Origin of the sequence: Streptomyces sp. B93 (assembly GCF_018070565.1) — a bacterium.
In the GTDB taxonomy this organism is placed as follows: domain Bacteria; phylum Actinomycetota; class Actinomycetes; order Streptomycetales; family Streptomycetaceae; genus Streptomyces.
On sequence record NZ_JAGPXL010000014.1, the window covers coordinates 1 to 16,486 of the forward strand.

The window sequence follows — 16,486 nt, forward strand, 5'->3', positions numbered from 1 at the left end:
GTCCCGGCTGTGCCGCCGCTCCCGGCACCCGCGACTTCCCGGTCACCACCCGCATCCGCGGCGGCCCCGACACCTACCAGGCCGGGGGCGGCTTCGGCAGCTGGGTGATCGACCTCACGAACACCACCGCCCGCCCCTGCACCGGCATCCACCCCGTCGTCGTACTCGTCGACGAACGACGGAAGTTGACGCCCGAGCAGTCCCGGCTGGAGTTCTACGACGGTGCCGGGCCGCGCCCGCGTCCCGTGCGGTGGGAGGCGACCGACCAGGACGAGCTGGTCGGCGCCTTCGACGACGGCTTCCCGGGGTTCACGGTGGCGCCCGGCCGTACCGTCTCCGTGCGGGTGCGGCTGGCGATCACCTCCGACGCCGTACGCAACGAGGTCACCGCCAACGCGGCCGTCGTCCAGCGGCGGGGCGACGACGGTGACTGGGTCGGGCAGTCCGACGACTACCGCTTCACCATCGCCGCCGACCGGGACCCGCCCACGGACCCGGACCCGGAGAGGGAGACGGCGGACGGGGACCCGGAGCCGGAAACCGGTACCGGGACCAGTACCGGTACCGGGACCAGTACGACGAACCCCGCCACACCCCGCGAGGACCGCCTCCCCGCCGTCGAGGAACTCGCGGCCACCGGCACCCCCACCCTGCCCGCCGCCCTCGCCGCCGCCCTGCTCCTGACCGGTGCCGTCGCGCTGTTCCTGGTCCGCGGGCGGCGGTGACGGGCGGAAGCCGAGGCGAGCACCCGTTCCCACAAGATCGGTCGTTGCCTAGGCTGGCCCCACGTAGCACCGCGTACTGGCGTACGGCAGGAGATTCCGCACATGGCAGACCGCAAGCCCATCGATTCATGGCTCACCGACATGGACGGTGTGCTGATCCACGAGGGCGTACCGATCCCCGGCGCCGACGCCTTCCTGAAGAAGCTGCGGGACTCGGACAAGCCCTTCCTCGTCCTCACCAACAACTCCATCTACACCCCGCGCGACCTGCACGCCCGGCTGCGCCGCATGGGCCTGGACGTGCCGATCGAGAACATCTGGACGTCCGCGCTGGCCACCGCCAAGTTCCTGGACGACCAGCGCCCCGGCGGATCGGCGTACGTGATCGGCGAGGCGGGACTGACGACGGCCCTGCACGACATCGGCTACATCCTCACCGACCACGAGCCGGACTACGTCGTCCTCGGCGAGACCCGCACCTACTCCTTCGAGGCCATGACCAAGGCGGTCCGGCTGATCAACGGCGGCGCCCGCTTCATCTGCACCAACCCCGACGAGACGGGCCCCTCCACCGAGGGCCCGCTCCCGGCGACCGGCGCGGTGGCCGCGCTGATCACCAAGGCGACCGGCCGCAGGCCGTACTTCGCGGGCAAGCCCAACCCGCTGATGATGCGCACCGGGCTGAACGCCATCGGCGCCCACTCCGAGACCAGCGCCATGATCGGCGACCGGATGGACACCGACGTACTCGCCGGGATAGAGGCGGGGATGCAGACCTTCCTCGTGCTCACCGGCCTCACCCGGCCGGAGCAGGTGGAGGACTTCCCCTACCGCCCGTCGCAGGTCGTCGACTCGATCGCGGACCTGGTGGAGCGCGTCTAGCGGCCGGGCCGACGGGCCCTAAACCGCTCAGCGGTGAAAACTCACCCGTACGGACCACTCCCGCGTCCGCTGAGGATGCGGGCGCGGTCCGTGCGGGGGAGTCTCCAGGTGTCTGGAGGTTCCACGATGAGTTCACTGCGACTCACTCTCTGTACCGGCGTCCTGGCGGCCGCCACCCTCACCCCCACGGCGTACGTGCCCGGCACGGCGTACGCGGCCGACGGCGGTGTATCCGTCGAACCCGCGGCCCCCGCGCCCGGCACCGACATCGCGCTGCGCGTGACCGACTGCCCCGGCAGCACCGCCGTCGCGGCCTCGGCGGCGTTCGTCGCCGACGCCCGGCTGACCGGCTCGGGCGGCACCCTGACCGGTGAGACCCGCATCCGCACCTCGCTGGAGGCCGGCGTCTACGCCGTCAAGGTGACCTGCGGCGGCGACGTCCGGCACTCGTCCGACCTCACCGTCGGCACCCCGGCCAAGGCGCCCGCCACCCCGACCGCCCACGCCTCCCCGGTCGCCCCCGTCAGCGCGGGCGGCGGCGGCACCGCCCGCCTCGCCACCGTCGACGAGAGCCGCACCGGCCCCGGCACCGCGCACACCGTGACCGGTCTGGTCCTCGCGGGCATCGCCGCCGTGGCCGTGGCGCTGCGCAGCGCCCGCCGGAGCCGCGGGACGGACTGACCATGTCCCGCTACCAGGACACCCCCGAGCCCGTGGACGCGCCGGAGGCCCCCGCCCGCCCCCGCGGCCCCGGCCGGGTCGTGACCGGCGTCGTCTGGGCCGTGCTGCTGCTCGGCCTGTGGCTGTGGGGCCGTGAGGTCACCGATGTACGGCACGGGATATCCGCGCCGGCCACCGGCGACATGGCGGCGGCCGGGCGGCCCCCGACCACCCCGCTGCCGCCCGCCGCCGAACCGTTGCGGGCGGCGCTGCCGCAGCGCCTCGACATCCCCTACCTGGACGTCCGGGCACCGGTCGTGGCCCGCGGCCTGGACCAGCGCGGCGCCATCGACCCCCCGCCCTACGACCGTCCCGGCGTCGTCGGCTGGTACGCCGCGGGCGTCCGGCCGGGCGCCGCCGGAACCGCCCTGATGGTGGGCCACGTCGACACCGAGACCCGCCCCGCCGTCTTCTACAAGCTGAGCGCGCTCAAGCCCGGCGAGCAGATCCGGGTGATCCGCGACGACGGCAAGGTCGCCGAGTTCACCATCGAGGACGTCCAGGTCCTCACCCGCGACCGCTTCGACGCCCGCCAGGCCTACGGGCCACGGGAGTCCGGCCGTGCCGAACTCCGCCTCGTCACCTGCGGCGGCACCTTCGACCGGGCGAGCCGCAGCTACACGGCGAACGTGGTCGTCTCGGCGTACCTGACGGGCACGGGCCTGTGAACGGCACACCGGGCACCCGCGTGTCCGGGTACCTGGCCCGGTCGGCGACCTGGAACTCCCCCGAAGGCCGCCGACCGGGCTGGTCCTCGACCGCGCGCGCACGGGCTGCGGGAGTAACCCGGCGACCTGCGCGGGAGGCGTGGATGCCACGGTGGGCGAGATACGGCCGGGGGCTGGGGCCGTCCGACACGACTGTAGAACAGTTGACCGGTCCCGGCCTAGGGATCAGCCTGCCCGGACTCCCGCCGCAGCGCCGCGTCGTCCGCCGTGCCCTCGACCACCGACTGGGCCACCCGCTCCAGCGGCAGCCGGTGACGGCGCGCGTACCGCCGTAACGCCGTGAACGCGTCGTCGGGCGCGGTGCCCCAGCGCTCGGCGAGCATGCCCTTGGCCTGCTCGATGCGGACCCTGCTGGACAGGGCCTGCTCCAACTGCCCGGCGCGCGCACGGCACTGGCGGTACAGGGCGTTGTTGTGCAGCCCGAGGACGGCCCCGTCGGCGAGCGCCTGCGCCAGACGCAGCTCGGCCGTTCCCCCGATGTCCGTCCCTCTGGTGTCCGTCCCCCAGCTGTCCGCCCCCGCGGTGTCCGTCCCCGCGGTATCGGGCAGGAAGACGTTCAGCGCGCCCAGCACCCGCTCCCGGCGCCGCAACGGCACGGCGAACGTCGCCGCGACGCCGTGCCGCAGCGCCCGCCGGGTGAACCCCGGCCAGCGGGACGCCGCCCCCGCCGACCCGAGCGCCACCGGCGGCACCGGCCGCCGGGAGCGGTAACTGTCGAGGCACGGCCCCTCGTCGCGCTGGGCGGCCAGGAGTTCCAGTGCCAGCTCCTCGCGCGCCCCGCTCGCGGTCAGTGACGCCGCGCGCCCGTCGTCGATCAGCATGATCCCGGCGCCCCGCGCGGACAGCACCTCCACACACCGGTCCGCCAGCCTCCGCAACTGCCGTCCCCGGTCGAACCCTTCGGTCAGGGTGTCGGCGGCCTCGACCAACGCGGCGGCGAGCCGCAGTTCCCGGTTCGTGTCGTCCATGGACCCGTCTCTCCCTCTCACAACTCCCGAAGCTGTCATCACAAGCCGTGGACAAGCCTGCCGCCGTCCCGGCGGCCCCGACGCGGCCCAGCGCGACCTATGTCAGGATTGGGGCTTGGAACAGTGCGCCCAAGGGGGAGTTGGATGTACGGCACGAGGGGGGCTGCCGGAGCGCGGGCGATCACGGCGGTGCTGGGGGCGGCGCTGCTGATCGCGGGATGCTCCTCCGGCGACGGTGACGGGGACGGCGGCGGGCCCGGCAACGGTGACGCGGGCGCGGGGATCACCCAGCAGCCCAAGGACGCCAACCCGTTCTGGGTCAACCCGGACGGCAACGCGGCCCAGCAGGTCGCCGACTACGAGAAGGCGGGCCAGGACGCGCGGGCCGAGGAGATCCGCAAGATCGCCCAGCAGCCGACCGGCGAGTGGATCAGCCCGGACCAGCCCGAGCAGGAGGCGCGCGGCTTCACGCAGGCCGCCGCGAAGGCCGACCGCACGGCCCTGCTCGTCCTCTACAACATCCCGCACCGCGACTGCGGCCAGTACTCGGGCGGTGGCGCCGCCGACGGGGACACCTACCGCGGCTGGATCGACGCGGTCGCCAAGGGCATCGGCGACCGTCCGGCGACGGTCGTCCTGGAACCCGACGCGGTCCTCCACCTGGTGGACGGCTGCACCCCGGGCGAGTTCCACGAGGAGCGCTACGACCTCCTCAAGTACGCCATCGGCAAGCTGAAGTCATCGCCGTCCACCAAGGTCTACCTGGACGCGGGCAACGCGGGCTGGGGCAACCCCGACCAGATCTTCGAGCCGCTGAAGTGGGCGGGCGTCGAGCAGGCCGACGGCTTCTCGGTGAACGTCTCCAACTTCTACTCCACCGAGGACTCCATCGCCTACGGCAAGGAACTCTCCGCCAAGATCGGCGACAAGCCCTTCGTCATCGACACCAGCCGCAACGGCAACGGCCCCTACACCGAGGGCGACCCCGCCGAGAACTGGTGCAACCCGCCGGGCCGCGCCCTCGGCGAGACCCCGACCACCAAGACGGCCGACCCGCTCGTCGACGCCTACCTCTGGATCAAGCGCCCGGGCGAGTCGGACGGCGAGTGCAAGGGCGGCCCGAAGGCGGGCGACTGGTGGCCGGAGTACGCGCTGAAGCTGGCGGAGGGCTGAACGCCCTCATAGGGGCGCGGGGCTGTGCCTGATATGCGGCTCCGCCGCGTGGGCGCGACCAGCCCCCCGCGCCCGCACACACCACACAACCCTAAGGAACCCGAACCCACCGCGCCTCACTGGGCGTCCCCTGCCCGTCGGCGACGAACAGCATGTACCACCCACCCTGCACCAGGTTCCGGTTCTTCGGCACCGTCACGGTGACCTCGTCCCCCGACACCTCGAAGTCCAGCGCGATGGACCGCTGGTCCACGTCCGTCACATGCGTGGACGCACTCGGCCGGATCAACCGCGCCGTCTTGATGGCCGAGGCGTCCTTCGAGGTGAACGTCCCCGATTCGCCCCGCTCGATGGTCTCCGGCCCGCCGGAGAGAGAAGGCCGCTCCCCGCGGTACAGATACGGCGGCGTGTAGATCTCGACCCGCTGCTCGAACTTCCCCGGCTTGCTGTTCGCCTTGTCCGCGAAGAGCGAGTCGGACCCGAAGAACATCACCCGCCCGTCGGGCAGCAGGATCGACCCGGAGTGGTAGTTGCGCCCGACCAGCGGATCGGCGACGCGCTGGAACGTGTTCGTCTCCGTGTCGTAGATCCGCGCCTGGAGGATGTTGGAGTCACCGCGCCCGCGGTAGTCCTCGGAGCCGCCGGAGACGAGGACGGTGTCGTCCGGCAGGACGGACGCCTGCGGATACCGTGTGCCCTTCTCCAGCGACGGCCCGTCCACGAACCGCGGTTCGTCGGCCTTGAGGTCCACGATCCGGGTCTTCTCACTGGACAGCGTGGACTCGCCGACCCCGCCGCCACCGATCACCATGTACTTCTCGTCCTGCGCCGGAGGCAGCAGCACCGTGCCGGACGTCTCCATCTGGTCGGCGTCGCTGAGCCCGGGGATCTTGCGGAACTTGTTGGTCTCCACGTCCCAGACGCCGGGGTCGCGCCCCACGTCGTCCGGTCCGTAGCCCGCGTTGGAGCCCGAGTAGAAGACCTTGCCGTTCTGCATCAGGAACAGCGCGGGATACGTCGGGAACTGACGGACCTCGTCGGTGTAGGTCCACTTCTTGGTCTCGGGGTCGTAGACCTCGTTCTTGCCCGGCACCAGCTGCCCGATGTCGTCGAGGCCGGAGACGCTGAGGATCTTCCCGTCACTGAGCGTGGTCAGGGTGGGGTACCAGCGGGCCTCGTTCATCGGGTCGACCTTGATGTACTTCTCGGCGACCGGGTCGAACTCGTAGGCGTCGCGGATGCCCTGGAAGTCCTTCTTGTCGAGGGCGAGTTTCTCGGCCATGCCGTAGGTGTTGCGGGCGTCGGCGCCGGTGAGGCCCTGGACGCGGTAGTTGTCCTGGGTGCCGGTCTCGTACTTGGCGCCGGACTGCTGGGCCTCGACATAGATACGGCCGAGCCCGGGGTCGTTGCGCAGGAACGCGCCGGTCTCCGGGTCGAACACCTTCTCGGCGCGGGGCACCAGGACCGGGTCCTTGGAGACGAACGTCTTGCCGTTCTCCTTGCCGGTGAACTTGGTGCCCGCGGGCAGGGTGATCGGCTTGTCCGGGTTCTCGTTGTGGACGACCATCAGGCCACCGGCCTTGGTGACATCGCCCTTGAGTTTCTCGTACCGCTTGGTGCCGCCCGCGATCAGCAGATTGCCGTTGGCGAGCTGGGTGTGGCCGGTGCAGAACAGGTCGTTCGGCGTCGGGACCTTCTTGATGGTGTTCTTCACCGGGTCCCAGACCCGGGTGTCGAACTTCTTCGCGTCGAAGTTGTCCTGGTTGTTTCCGGAGCCCGCGACGAGCAGCACCTTCCCGGTGCGCAGCAGTGCCGCGTGGATGGTGTTGAGCCGGTATTCCTCGGGGAATTCGATGATTTCCCAGTGGCCGTTCTCGGCTTTGTACTCCGGTCGGTTGATCTGGTACTGGTGGTATTTCTCGGTTCCGAAGCGGTAGAGCCACGGTCCGTTCATTCCGGCCAGCGCGATCACCACCGCCGTGCCTATCGCGAGTCGACGGGCGCGGCGGCGGCCGGCACGGTCTTTCATTCCTTACGTCCCCCAAGTCCACCCAGGGCGATTTGCATGGTCTGGTCACTTCCCCCGTCGGCCCCGCCGCCGTTGCCGTCGGCCCACTGGGGCCGCTGCTGCGGGGTGTGGGCCGGATACGGCTGCGCGTCCCGCGGTTCCGGTGCCGCCGCCGGGGCGGCGTGTGCTGCGGGCCGCCTGGTCAGCTTCCGCAGCGCGTGCCGCCAGGCGAAGATCGGCGACGCGGTGATCAGCAGGGCGAAGGACGCCCAGATGATCATCGCGGGGTGCGAGTGGCCGAAGACGAACCCGGCGGCGATGGAGCCACCGAAGATCAGGATGAAGTACCAGTGGTACCGGAAGGTACCGAACCAGGTGTCGGGGCTGGCCGAGTCGCCCTTGGGGGTGACGACGAACTTGCTCTTGCGGCGCAGCATCGAGTCGATCAGCGCCTTGGCGTACAGCGGCGCCGACAGCGCGGACATCACCATGCCCGCCACACCGCCGGAGCCCTCCGGCTCGTGCGGGGAGACGTTGTGGCGGCGGTTCCAGACGTAGAGGCCGATCTGGAGGGCGGAGGCGTTGCCGTAGAGCATCAGCCACACGGCCGGGTCGATGCTCACACCCGAGGCGCCGAGCCCGAGGAACAGCACACAGCTCAGCGCCGCGAGAATCCAGTTGAGGGCCGACATCGGGTAGAAGATGATCATCATCGTGTAGTTGAAGAGCTTGCTCGGCGGCAGCGAGTACCAGCCCTTCCAGTACTGCTTGAGGATCGTCTCGTACGTCCCCCGCGACCAGCGCATCTGCTGGGTGAAGAAGTCCGTCCAGGCGTTGGGGCCCTCACCGACGGCGAGCACGTCCGGGGTGTACACCGAGCGCCACTTGCGGCCCGTCGCCGGGTTCTTGGCGCGGTGCATCTCGAAGCCGGTCGCCATGTCCTCGGTGATCGAGTCGTACAGCCCGCCGATCTGCTTGAGCGCCTTGATGCGCACCGCGTTGGAGGTGCCGACGAACATGGGGGAGCCGTACTTGTTGCCCGCGCGCTGGATCAGCGCGTGGAAGAGGAACTGCTGTGACTCGGCGGCCTTGGTGACGAAGTTGTCGTAGTTGCCGTACACCTGCGGGCCGATGACGAAGCCGACGTCCGGGTCGCGGAAGAAGCCGAGCATCCGCTCCAGGTAGTTGGGCAGCGGCACGTGGTCGGTGTCGACGGAGGCGAAGAAGTCGTAGTCGTCGCCATGCGCGTCGAGCCAGGCGTTGTAGTTGCCGTGCTTGGTCTTGGCGCGGTGCGGGCCCTTGGCCTGGTTCCAGCGGGCGACGCCCTTGCGGGAGAAGTGGTGCACGCCGAGGCGGGCGCAGACCTCCTTGACCGCCGGGTCGTCGCCCTCGTCGAGCAGCCATACGTGCATCAGGCCCCGGTGGCGGATGCGTACGGCCGCCTCCAGGGTCTTCGTCACCATCTCCAGCGGCTCCTTGCCGGGCACGAAGGAGGTGAGGAAGGCGACGCGGGTGCCGGTCTCGGGCACCACCGGGACCGGGTCGCGGGCGACCAGCGTGGCGTGCGCGTTCGACAGCACGTTCATACAGCGGAAGAACTCGATCAGACCGATCGAGACCAGCATCACGATGTCGAGCGTGGGCAGGAAGTCGTACTCGACGTAGTCGCGCTCGGTCCAGTGCGAGGGCTGGAGCAGCCAGGCGAGCAGGACCAGTGACAGCAGCGGTGCGGCGGCCAGCATCAGGGCGACCCGTATCCGGTGCGGCTCCTGGGAGATCAGGGAGCGGTACTGCACCTTGTACGGCTTGTTCGGATCGGGCTGGGTGAGGGGACCCGCCAGGCGGCTGTAGTGCTCGTAGTCGTATCTCGGCAGCGTCTTCTTGATGCGGCGGAACGTGCCCGTCGTGCTCATCCGGTGCCCGTCCACCCTGAGCTGGGTGGTCTGTGACGGGTCGTGGTTCCGCCCGGCGCCCGTCGGCGTCGACGTCATGAGTCATCCCCCCACACGCTGGCCTCGCGTGTACGTCGGTTCCTGTCGTCCGTGTCGCTCCCCCTCGACCGTCACAGACGTATCAGTGGTTGACCGAAGTCACCACATGGTCTGCACACCCTATAGACATGGAACCGCGGCGTTCCGGTTCCTTCCGGTTGCATGATGCCCCCCTCGGCATCGCCGTATGGACGGGGCCCCTCTCCCCGCGCTCCGGCGACCGGCCGTGCCCCCAACCTGCTCGTATCAGCGGCCGTTCGACAGACCAGGGTTCTACGCCGTCCAGCATGATCGCAAGACGCGATACGTGGTGTTTACCGGGTTTGCGGGCTTTGGCCAGAGCATGCAAAAGGCCTCCCGCTGTCGCGAGAGGCCCTGCCGTCGGTGCGCCGCCAGGGACTCGAACCCCGGACCCGCTGATTAAGAGTCAGCTGCTCTAACCAACTGAGCTAGCGGCGCCTGCTGACGGGTTAACCCTACATGACCTCCAGGGGTGCCTCCGACCACCGGCACCGGGGCGGTGGGGCCCCGGTCGGCCCCGTACATCATTCGGACCGTCAACATGCGCACCATCCGGACAGTTGAGAAGCTGATCAATGTGCACAACGTGGACATTCACCCCCGGAGTGTGAGGGAGATCGCATGGAGTCCCCGGTCTTCCAGGACATCGACCCCGCCGACGACTGCGACTGCCCCGGCTGCGACCGGCTGCGCCGCGCAATCCCGGCCGCCCCGGCGTACGGACACCACGGCGCCCGGCTCCGGACGGTCGCCGTCGCCGCGGCGGCCACCGCGGCCCTCGGGGCGGCGCACGCCGTCCCCGCCGCCGCGCACGCTCCGGAGCGTCCCGGCGTTCCCGCAGGTGACGAGCCAGACGTACCCCAGGACAGGCCCGACACCCCGCAGGGGAACAGGGCCCCGCTGTACGGTCCGACGGGCCGTCCCGCCTCCGTGGCCCAGCTGCCCACGATCACCCGGGCGGAGATCATCGACCGGGCGCGCGAGTGGGTCGCCGCGAAGGTGCCCTACAGCCTGACCGCCTACTGGTCCGACGGCTACCGGCAGGACTGCTCGGGCTATGTGTCGATGGCCTGGAGGCTGCCGGGCAACGAGTGGACGGGCAGCCTCGGCCAGGTCGCCGTACGGATCGCCAAGGCGGACCTCCGGCCCGGCGACATCCTCCTCTTCCACAACCAGGCCGACCCGCACAAGGGTTCCCATGTGGTGATCTTCGGCGGCTGGACGGACACCGCCCGCACCTCCTACGTCGCCTACGAGCAGACCCGCCCCCATACCCGCAGCCAGGCCACGCCGTACGCCTACTGGAGCGACTCCGACCGGTACGTCCCCTACCGCTACAAGGGGGTGACGGAGGTCGCCGCCGGGCCGCCGGGCGGGGGCGGGAAGTCCTCGGTGGGGGCGGGGACGCCGTACCCGGGAGCGGCCCACTTCGGGCCCGGCGCGGACAACGGGTACGTCACCCTGCTGGGCCGGATGCTCGTCGAGCGCGGCGCCGGCCGCCACTACGCCACCGGCCCCGGACCGCGCTGGACGGAAGCGGACCGCAGGGCGACCCGGGCGTTCCAGCTGGCCCAGGGCTGGACGGGCCGGGACGCGGACGGGCTGCCGGGGCCGGGTACCTGGTCGCTGCTGACCACCGGGAAAGGGCGGGACATCACCGCCGGGCCGGCGCCCGGGGCCCCGTCGACGGGCGCGGTCCCCGCCTACCCGGGCAAGGGCGCGTTCCGGCCCGGCGCCGAGAACCGGCACGTCACGCTGCTCGGGCGGCAGCTGGTGAAGAAGGGTTTCGGCAAGCACTACACGAGCGGGCCGGGCCCGCGCTGGGGCGAGGCCGACCGCCGCAACGTCGAGGCCTTCCAGCGCGCCCAGGGCTGGCGGGGCGGCGCGGCGGACGGCTACCCGGGGCCGGAGACCTGGCGCCGGCTGTTCCTGTGAACCCGTGAACTGTTGTGACGCATCTGGCGCGGAGGCTGGAGGCACGCGTGAGCACCACCGTTTCATCGACGTCATCACCGACCCCGGAGTCCGAGGGGCCGGCGCGGCCCGCCCGGCTCATCCAGAACGAGGCCACCACCGAGATCCCCGTGCACCTGCTGTTCCGTGACGGACCCGACCCGGTGTCGGTGCCGCTCGGCCCGGCGGTGGTGGCCCGTCGCCAGGGCACGGGCGAACAGCCGCGCACCCGCCCGGCCCCGGAGCCCGACCCGGAGCTGGCCGAGCGGCCCGCGCGGGTGCTGCCCGGGGTGGTCGGGGTGCTCGCCGGTGCCGCGGGGGCGGCCGGGTGCCTGGCCACCTCCTGGTGGGCGGGGCTGCTGCCGCCGGACGCGGTGGCGGCGCTGGGCCTGCCGGGGGCGCCGGGTGCCGGGCTGGGTCCGCTGCGGTGGGCGGCGTACGCGGGGTCCGGGGGGCTGGGGCTGTTCGGGTTCGGCGGGCTGGCCAGGGGGCGGACCGGGCGGGCCTGGGTGCTCGGGCTGTTCGGGCGGTACCGGGGGACCGTACGGCGGACCGGGCTGCTGTGGGTCAATCCGCTGCTGTCGCGGCGCCGGGTCGATGTGCGGCTGCGGCACTGGCGCAGCGAGCCGATGCCCGCGGCGGACGGGGCCGGCATGGCCGTACGGGTGGTGGTGCTGGTGGTGTGGCGGGTGCGGGACACCGCGCGGGCCACGCTGGGGATCGAGGACCACGAGGGCTATCTGCGGGAGTGCGTGGAGGCGGCGTTGGCGCGGGTGCCGGTGGAGGTGCCGGGCACCGCGGCCGGGCCGGTGGTGTCGGCGGCGGAGACGCTGACCCGGCTGGTGACGGCGGACGCGGCGGCCGTCGGGATCGAGGTGTTCTCGGTGCGGCCGGTGCGGGTGGAGTACGCGCCGGAGGTGGCCGCCGCGATGCACCGGCGCCGGATCGCCGCGCTGGACGCCCGGCAGCGGGCGAGTGTGCTGACCTCGGTGGTGGACTCCGTGGAGGACACCGTGACCCGGCTGACCGTGCGCGGTCTGGTGGAGCTGGACGACTACGAACGCAAGGCGCTCGTCAAGGACTTGACGGTGGCGTTCTGCGCGGGACGGGCCGAGCCCGGGGGATGAGGGGCGGGGCGTGAGGGGCGGGGTCGCGGGCGGGCGGGACGGCCGGGGAACGCGTCCCGCGATTGGTATGGACATGTTCAAGCGTCAGCCATAATCTGGGACTTGGTCTAGACCTGCAAGCTCACTGATCTTCCCCCACGTCCCAGGAGCGGCAGTATGCGCAGAAAGACCAAGTTGTCCGCCGCGATGGTGGGTCTCGCCACCACCGGCGCCCTGGTGCTCTCCTCCGGTGGAGCCAGTGGCCACGGCTACACCGACCTCCCCATCAGCAGGCAGAAGCTCTGCCAGAACGGCTCCGTGGCCAACTGCGGCGCCATCCAGTGGGAGCCGCAGAGCGTCGAGGGGCCCAAGGGCTTCCCGGCCTCCGGACCGGCCGACGGCCGGATCTGCTCCGCAGGCAACACGCCGTTCGCCGCGCTCGACAGCCCGCGCACGCCCTCGGGCGGCGCCTGGCCGACGACGCGGGTCAGCGGCGGGCAGAGCTACACCTTCCGCTGGCAGTTCACGGCCATGCACGCCACGACCGACTTCAAGTACTACGTCACCAAGCCGGGCTGGAACCAGAACCACAACCTGGCCCGCTCCGACCTCAACCTCACGCCGTTTCTGACGGTCCCCTACGGCGGTCAGCGCCCGCCGTCGACGCTCTCGCACAGCGGCACCCTGCCGTCCGGGCTGAGCGGGCACCACGTGATCCTCGCGGTGTGGACCGTCCATGACACCGGCAACGCGTTCTACGCCTGCTCGGACGTCACCTTCTGACGTGGGCCACGGGTGCACGACGAGGGGCCCTCGCTTCCGCGAGGGCCCCTCATTCCGTGCGCCGCCAGGGACTCGAACCCCGGACCCGCTGATTAAGAGTCAGCTGCTCTAACCAACTGAGCTAGCGGCGCATGACTCCCGCCGACCACTCGACCTGTGTCTCGCGGCGGCGACACGGAAAATATTACCCGCTCCTGGAGGGTGCTCCTGACCAGCTCCTAGATCGCCAGGGACAGCAGCACGGGGGCCGCGCTCCGGTTGAGGGTGTCGGCGGCCCGGCGCAGCCGGTGCGCGTGCTCCACCGGCAGGGACAGCGCGAGACAGCCCGCCGTGGACCCGGCGGTGAGCGGGACGGCCGCGCAGACCGTGCCGATCGCGTACTCCTGGAGGTCGAGGACGGGCACCGTGGGCGGCTGCGCGTCCAGCCGGGACAGCAGCAGCTTGTCGCTGGTGATCGTGCGCGAGGTGAGGCGGGCCATCCGGTGCCGGCGCAGATGGTCCCGGCGGCCGTTGTGGTCGAGCTGGCCCAGCAGGCTCTTGCCGATCGCCGTGGCGTGCGCGCAGGAACGGAAGTCGACCCACTCGTTGACCTTGGGAGTGGCCGGGCCGTCCGCGTACTGGTCGATGCTGATCTCGCCGTCCACGTAACGGCTGATGTAGACCGCCGCGCCCACCGAGTCGCGCAGCCGGTCCAGGGTGCGCTGGAGCTGCTCGCGCAGCGCACGGTCCCGGCCCTGGGTGGAGCCGAGGCGGGTCAGTGTCGCGCCGGTGGCGTAGGTGCCGTCGGCGATCTGCTCGACGTAGCCCTCACGGCGCAGCATCCGCAGGAGCGTGGTCAGGCGCTCCGTGCCGAGGCCGGTGTGGCGGGCGATCTCGGTGTCGGTGACTCCGGTGGAGCGCCGCGCCACCGTCTCCAGGACGCGCAGGGCGTCCTGGGCCGAGTGGTACGGCGCGGTCGGCTCGTGCTTAAGCGCCACGGTGTTCCCCCTGCGCGCTCGCTGTGCGGGCCTGGTCCTTGGTCGGTCTCGCTGCTCGGTCTCGCTGGTCGGTCCGGTGGGTCGGGTCAGTGGGTCGGGTCGGTCGTGATCCGGGCGGCCGGATCCTTTCCACGATAACCGCCCGGAAGCGCTCGGTGAGCGGTTGTTCACAAGATTGCGGGGGCCTCCCGGGCGGTGCCGATCCCCCTGGCATATGCCCAGCGGGACCGGCGTCGCCCGTGCTCAGAGCACCGCGCTCAGGAAGGCCCGGGTGCGCTCGTGCTCCGGCTCGCCGAAGATCTTCTCCGGTGGTCCGGACTCGATGACCTTGCCGGAGTCGAACATCATCACCCGGTCGGAGATGTCCCGGGCGAAGTTCATCTCATGGGTGACGCAGAGCAGGGTGATGTCCGTGCTGCGCGCGATGTCCCGCAGCACGTCCAGCACCCCGGCCACCAGCTCCGGGTCGAGCGCCGAGGTCACCTCGTCGAGGAGCAGGATGTCCGGCCGCATGGCCAGCGCCCGCGCGATCGCCACCCGCTGCTGCTGGCCGCCCGACAGCTGGGTGGGATGCGCGGTGATCTTCTCCTCGAGGCCCACCAGCCGGAGCAGGTCCCGGGCCCGCTCCTCGGCTTCCGCGCGCTCCAGGCCGAGGACGTTGACGGGGGCCTCGGTGATGTTCTGGAGCACGTTCATGTTCGGGAACAGGTTGAACTGCTGGAACACCATCCCGATCCGCTTGCGGATCTCCCGCTGGTGCTTCTCGCTCGCGGGCTTCAGGGAGCCGCCCGGGCCGGGCATGTGGCTCAGCGGCTGCCCGTCCACGTAGATCGTGCCGCCGCTCACCTGCTCCAGGGTCATCAGCAGCCGCAGGATCGTGGTCTTGCCGGAGCCGCTCGGCCCGATCAGGGTCACGTGCTGGCCGCGCTCGACGGCGAAGTCCAGGTGGTCGAGGACCACATGGGCGCCGTAGCGCTTGACCACCTGGTCGAACCGCACCAGAGGGGCGGAGTCCGTGGCCGTGGGCGCGAGGGGCTCCGGGCTCGTCTTCTGCAAGGGGTCGTCAGTGGCCAAGGCGCTTCTCCAGCTTTCTCATCAGCAGCGAGGTCGGATAGCTCGCCGCCAGGAAGATCAGGCCCGCGAGGGTGAAGGTCTCGGCGTACACGAAGTTGGTCGCGCCGTACTCACGGGCCTCGGCGACCATCTCCTGGACCGTGATCACGGCCAGGAACGGGGTCTCCTTGAACATGGCGATCGCGTAGTTGCCGAGCGCGGGCAGCACGTTGCGCACCGCCTGCGGCAGGATCACCGCCTGCCAGGTCCGGCGCCGCGACATCGACAGCGCCCGGCAGGCCTCCCACTGTCCCTTCGGCACGGCGTCGATGCCCGCCCGGTACACCTCGGAGAGATAGGCGGCGTAGTGGATGCCGAGCACCACGATGCCGATGGTCAGCGGCTCAACGGTGTTGAAGATCGCATACGCGCCCACCAGCTGCACCAGCAGCGGAGTGGACCGCACGAACTCGGTGGCCACCCGTACCGGCACCGTCAGCAGCTTCGACGGCGCCCGCCCGGCCATCGCGACGACCAGCCCCAGCACGGCCGCCACGGCGGTGCCGAGGACAGTGGCCAGCAGGGTCGTCTTGAAGCCCTCCCAGAGCAGCGGCCACGAGTCGCCGACCGCGCCCCAGTCCCAGTCGTAGTTCACAGGGAGCCTCCCGCCGTCGCCCGGGGCCGCTCGGCGGCCTCGGCGGTACGCGTGCGCAGCAGGCCCCTGACCGGGGTGCCCCGGCCGAGGCGGGCCTTGGCGTGCCGCTCCAGCAGGTTCATCAGCAGCGTCAGCGCGTAGGCGAGGACGAAGTAGATCACCAGCAGCGTCACATAGGCCCAGGTCGTCTCACCGGTGCGGTCGCGCATCTGCTGCACCACCGCCGTCAGATCGGCCGCCGAGATCAGCCACAGCAGCGGCGTCGCCTTCAGCAGCTGGATCAGCAGGTTGGTGAAGGGCGGGATCATCTGCACCCACGCCTGCGGCAGGATCACCCGCCGCATCCGCTGGAACGGCGTCATGTTCAGCGCGACCGCCGCCTCCCACTGCGCCTTCGGTACGGCGTTGAGGGCGCCGCGCACCACCTCGGAGCCGTACGCCCCGTAGTTCATGCCGAACGCGACCACGCCGCAGAACAGCGGGGTCAGCTCGTAGCCGAACATCAGCGGGAACGCGTAGTACAGCCAGAACAGCTGGACGTACAGCGAGGTGCCGCGGAAGAACTCCACGATCACCCGGGAGATGCCCCGTACGGCCACGGGGCGGGAGTTCGCCATGAACCCGAAGACGAAGGACAGGGCGAGGGCGACGGCCGCGCCGAGCAGCGTCGCTGCCACCGTCACCCACAGCCCCGACCACACGTCCGGCATGTGGTCGAAGAAGTACGTATAGAAGTCACCCAT

15 protein-coding genes and 2 tRNA genes are annotated in these 16,486 nt (G+C 71.0%); 8 read left to right on the plus strand and 9 right to left on the minus strand.

The features are described from left to right. From KBY47_RS15925 to KBY47_RS15940, 4 genes are all read left to right on the plus strand, one after another. The coding region (locus KBY47_RS15925) for a hypothetical protein (RefSeq protein ID WP_210921776.1) at positions 1-725 on the plus strand (725 nt) is incomplete at its 5' end. A gap of 102 nt (positions 726-827) precedes the next feature. After that, positions 828-1,607 (plus strand): HAD-IIA family hydrolase, encoded by a 780-nt coding sequence (locus KBY47_RS15930; protein ID WP_210921777.1) that lies wholly within the window; start codon positions 828-830, stop codon positions 1,605-1,607. Positions 1,608-1,733: 126 nt separating this feature from the next. After that, on the plus strand, positions 1,734-2,288 hold the full coding sequence (locus tag KBY47_RS15935; RefSeq protein ID WP_210921778.1) for a hypothetical protein: 555 nt from the start codon (positions 1,734-1,736) through the stop codon (positions 2,286-2,288). Between the two features lie 2 nt (positions 2,289-2,290). Further along, positions 2,291-2,995, plus strand: a complete 705-nt coding sequence (locus KBY47_RS15940; protein ID WP_210921779.1) for a class F sortase — start codon at positions 2,291-2,293, stop codon at positions 2,993-2,995. 218 nt (positions 2,996-3,213) lie between these two features. On the opposite strand, the gene KBY47_RS15945 is transcribed toward KBY47_RS15940, so the two are convergent. Next, positions 3,214-4,023 carry a GAF and ANTAR domain-containing protein gene (locus tag KBY47_RS15945; protein WP_210921780.1) on the minus strand — a complete coding sequence of 270 codons (810 nt, stop codon included), beginning with the start codon at positions 4,021-4,023 and terminating at the stop codon, positions 3,214-3,216. A gap of 144 nt (positions 4,024-4,167) precedes the next feature. Between KBY47_RS15945 and KBY47_RS15950 the strand changes: the two genes are divergently transcribed. Beyond that, complete coding sequence (locus KBY47_RS15950; protein WP_210921781.1) at positions 4,168-5,196, plus strand: glycoside hydrolase family 6 protein; 1,029 nt, start codon at positions 4,168-4,170, stop codon at positions 5,194-5,196. A 91-nt stretch (positions 5,197-5,287) separates the two neighbouring features. Here the strand turns inward: KBY47_RS15950 and KBY47_RS15955 are convergent, their stop codons facing one another. From KBY47_RS15955 to KBY47_RS15965, 3 genes are all read right to left on the minus strand, one after another. Next, the gene (locus KBY47_RS15955; protein ID WP_210921782.1) at positions 5,288-7,225 is read right to left on the minus strand and encodes a kelch motif-containing protein; all 1,938 of its coding nucleotides are present in this window, start codon (positions 7,223-7,225) and stop codon (positions 5,288-5,290) included. Then, positions 7,222-9,195 carry a glycosyltransferase family 2 protein gene (locus KBY47_RS15960; RefSeq protein WP_210921783.1) on the minus strand — a complete coding sequence of 658 codons (1,974 nt, stop codon included), beginning with the start codon at positions 9,193-9,195 and terminating at the stop codon, positions 7,222-7,224. The genes KBY47_RS15955 and KBY47_RS15960 overlap by 4 nt, the downstream gene beginning before the upstream one ends. 385 nt (positions 9,196-9,580) lie before the next feature. Continuing rightward, a tRNA-Lys gene (locus tag KBY47_RS15965) sits at positions 9,581-9,654 on the minus strand. 183 nt (positions 9,655-9,837) lie between these two features. Here KBY47_RS15965 and KBY47_RS15970 point away from each other — a divergent pair. The 3 genes from KBY47_RS15970 to KBY47_RS15980 all read left to right on the plus strand — a co-directional run bounded on the left by KBY47_RS15970 (position 9,838) and on the right by KBY47_RS15980 (position 13,058). Beyond that, entirely contained in the window at positions 9,838-11,151 is a 1,314-nt protein-coding gene (locus tag KBY47_RS15970; protein WP_210921784.1) for a peptidoglycan-binding protein, read from the plus strand. Between the two features lie 47 nt (positions 11,152-11,198). Further along, entirely contained in the window at positions 11,199-12,296 is a 1,098-nt protein-coding gene (locus KBY47_RS15975) for an SPFH domain-containing protein (RefSeq protein ID WP_210921785.1), read from the plus strand. 156 nt (positions 12,297-12,452) lie between these two features. After that, entirely contained in the window at positions 12,453-13,058 is a 606-nt protein-coding gene (locus KBY47_RS15980; RefSeq protein WP_210921786.1) for a lytic polysaccharide monooxygenase, read from the plus strand. Between the two features lie 57 nt (positions 13,059-13,115). On the opposite strand, the gene KBY47_RS15985 is transcribed toward KBY47_RS15980, so the two are convergent. The 5 genes from KBY47_RS15985 to ehuC form a co-directional block, all read right to left on the minus strand. After that, positions 13,116-13,189: transfer RNA gene (locus KBY47_RS15985), tRNA-Lys, on the minus strand. Positions 13,190-13,276: 87 nt separating this feature from the next. Then, positions 13,277-14,035, minus strand: coding sequence for an IclR family transcriptional regulator (locus KBY47_RS15990; RefSeq protein ID WP_210921787.1), 759 nt, complete (start codon positions 14,033-14,035; stop codon positions 13,277-13,279). A gap of 243 nt (positions 14,036-14,278) precedes the next feature. Next, positions 14,279-15,109: an ectoine/hydroxyectoine ABC transporter ATP-binding protein EhuA gene (gene ehuA / locus KBY47_RS15995; protein ID WP_210921788.1), complete on the minus strand. Its 831-nt coding sequence runs from the start codon at positions 15,107-15,109 to the stop codon at positions 14,279-14,281. Further along, the gene (gene ehuD / locus KBY47_RS16000; RefSeq protein ID WP_210921789.1) at positions 15,099-15,743 is read right to left on the minus strand and encodes an ectoine/hydroxyectoine ABC transporter permease subunit EhuD; all 645 of its coding nucleotides are present in this window, start codon (positions 15,741-15,743) and stop codon (positions 15,099-15,101) included. The genes ehuA and ehuD overlap by 11 nt, the downstream gene beginning before the upstream one ends. Beyond that, a complete protein-coding gene (ehuC, locus tag KBY47_RS16005) occupies positions 15,740-16,486 on the minus strand; it encodes an ectoine/hydroxyectoine ABC transporter permease subunit EhuC (RefSeq protein ID WP_210921790.1) in 747 nt (248 codons plus the stop codon). The genes ehuD and ehuC overlap by 4 nt, the downstream gene beginning before the upstream one ends.

Excerpts from the sequence above, each read along its gene's own strand:
- KBY47_RS15970 (WP_210921784.1), top strand. The coding sequence starts at position 9,838 with ATGGAGTCCCCGGTCTTCCAGGACATCGACCCCGCCGACGACTGCGAC.
- KBY47_RS15930 (WP_210921777.1), top strand. The coding sequence starts at position 828 with ATGGCAGACCGCAAGCCCATCGATTCATGGCTCACCGACATGGACGGT.
- KBY47_RS15960 (WP_210921783.1), bottom strand. The coding sequence starts at position 9,195 with ATGACGTCGACGCCGACGGGCGCCGGGCGGAACCACGACCCGTCACAG.
- KBY47_RS15955 (WP_210921782.1), bottom strand. The coding sequence starts at position 7,225 with ATGAAAGACCGTGCCGGCCGCCGCCGCGCCCGTCGACTCGCGATAGGC.
- KBY47_RS15950 (WP_210921781.1), top strand. The coding sequence starts at position 4,168 with ATGTACGGCACGAGGGGGGCTGCCGGAGCGCGGGCGATCACGGCGGTG.
- ehuC (WP_210921790.1), bottom strand. The coding sequence starts at position 16,486 with ATGGGTGACTTCTATACGTACTTCTTCGACCACATGCCGGACGTGTGG.
- KBY47_RS15945 (WP_210921780.1), bottom strand. The coding sequence starts at position 4,023 with ATGGACGACACGAACCGGGAACTGCGGCTCGCCGCCGCGTTGGTCGAG.
- KBY47_RS15935 (WP_210921778.1), top strand. The coding sequence starts at position 1,734 with ATGAGTTCACTGCGACTCACTCTCTGTACCGGCGTCCTGGCGGCCGCC.
- KBY47_RS15980 (WP_210921786.1), top strand. The coding sequence starts at position 12,453 with ATGCGCAGAAAGACCAAGTTGTCCGCCGCGATGGTGGGTCTCGCCACC.
- KBY47_RS15940 (WP_210921779.1), top strand. The coding sequence starts at position 2,291 with ATGTCCCGCTACCAGGACACCCCCGAGCCCGTGGACGCGCCGGAGGCC.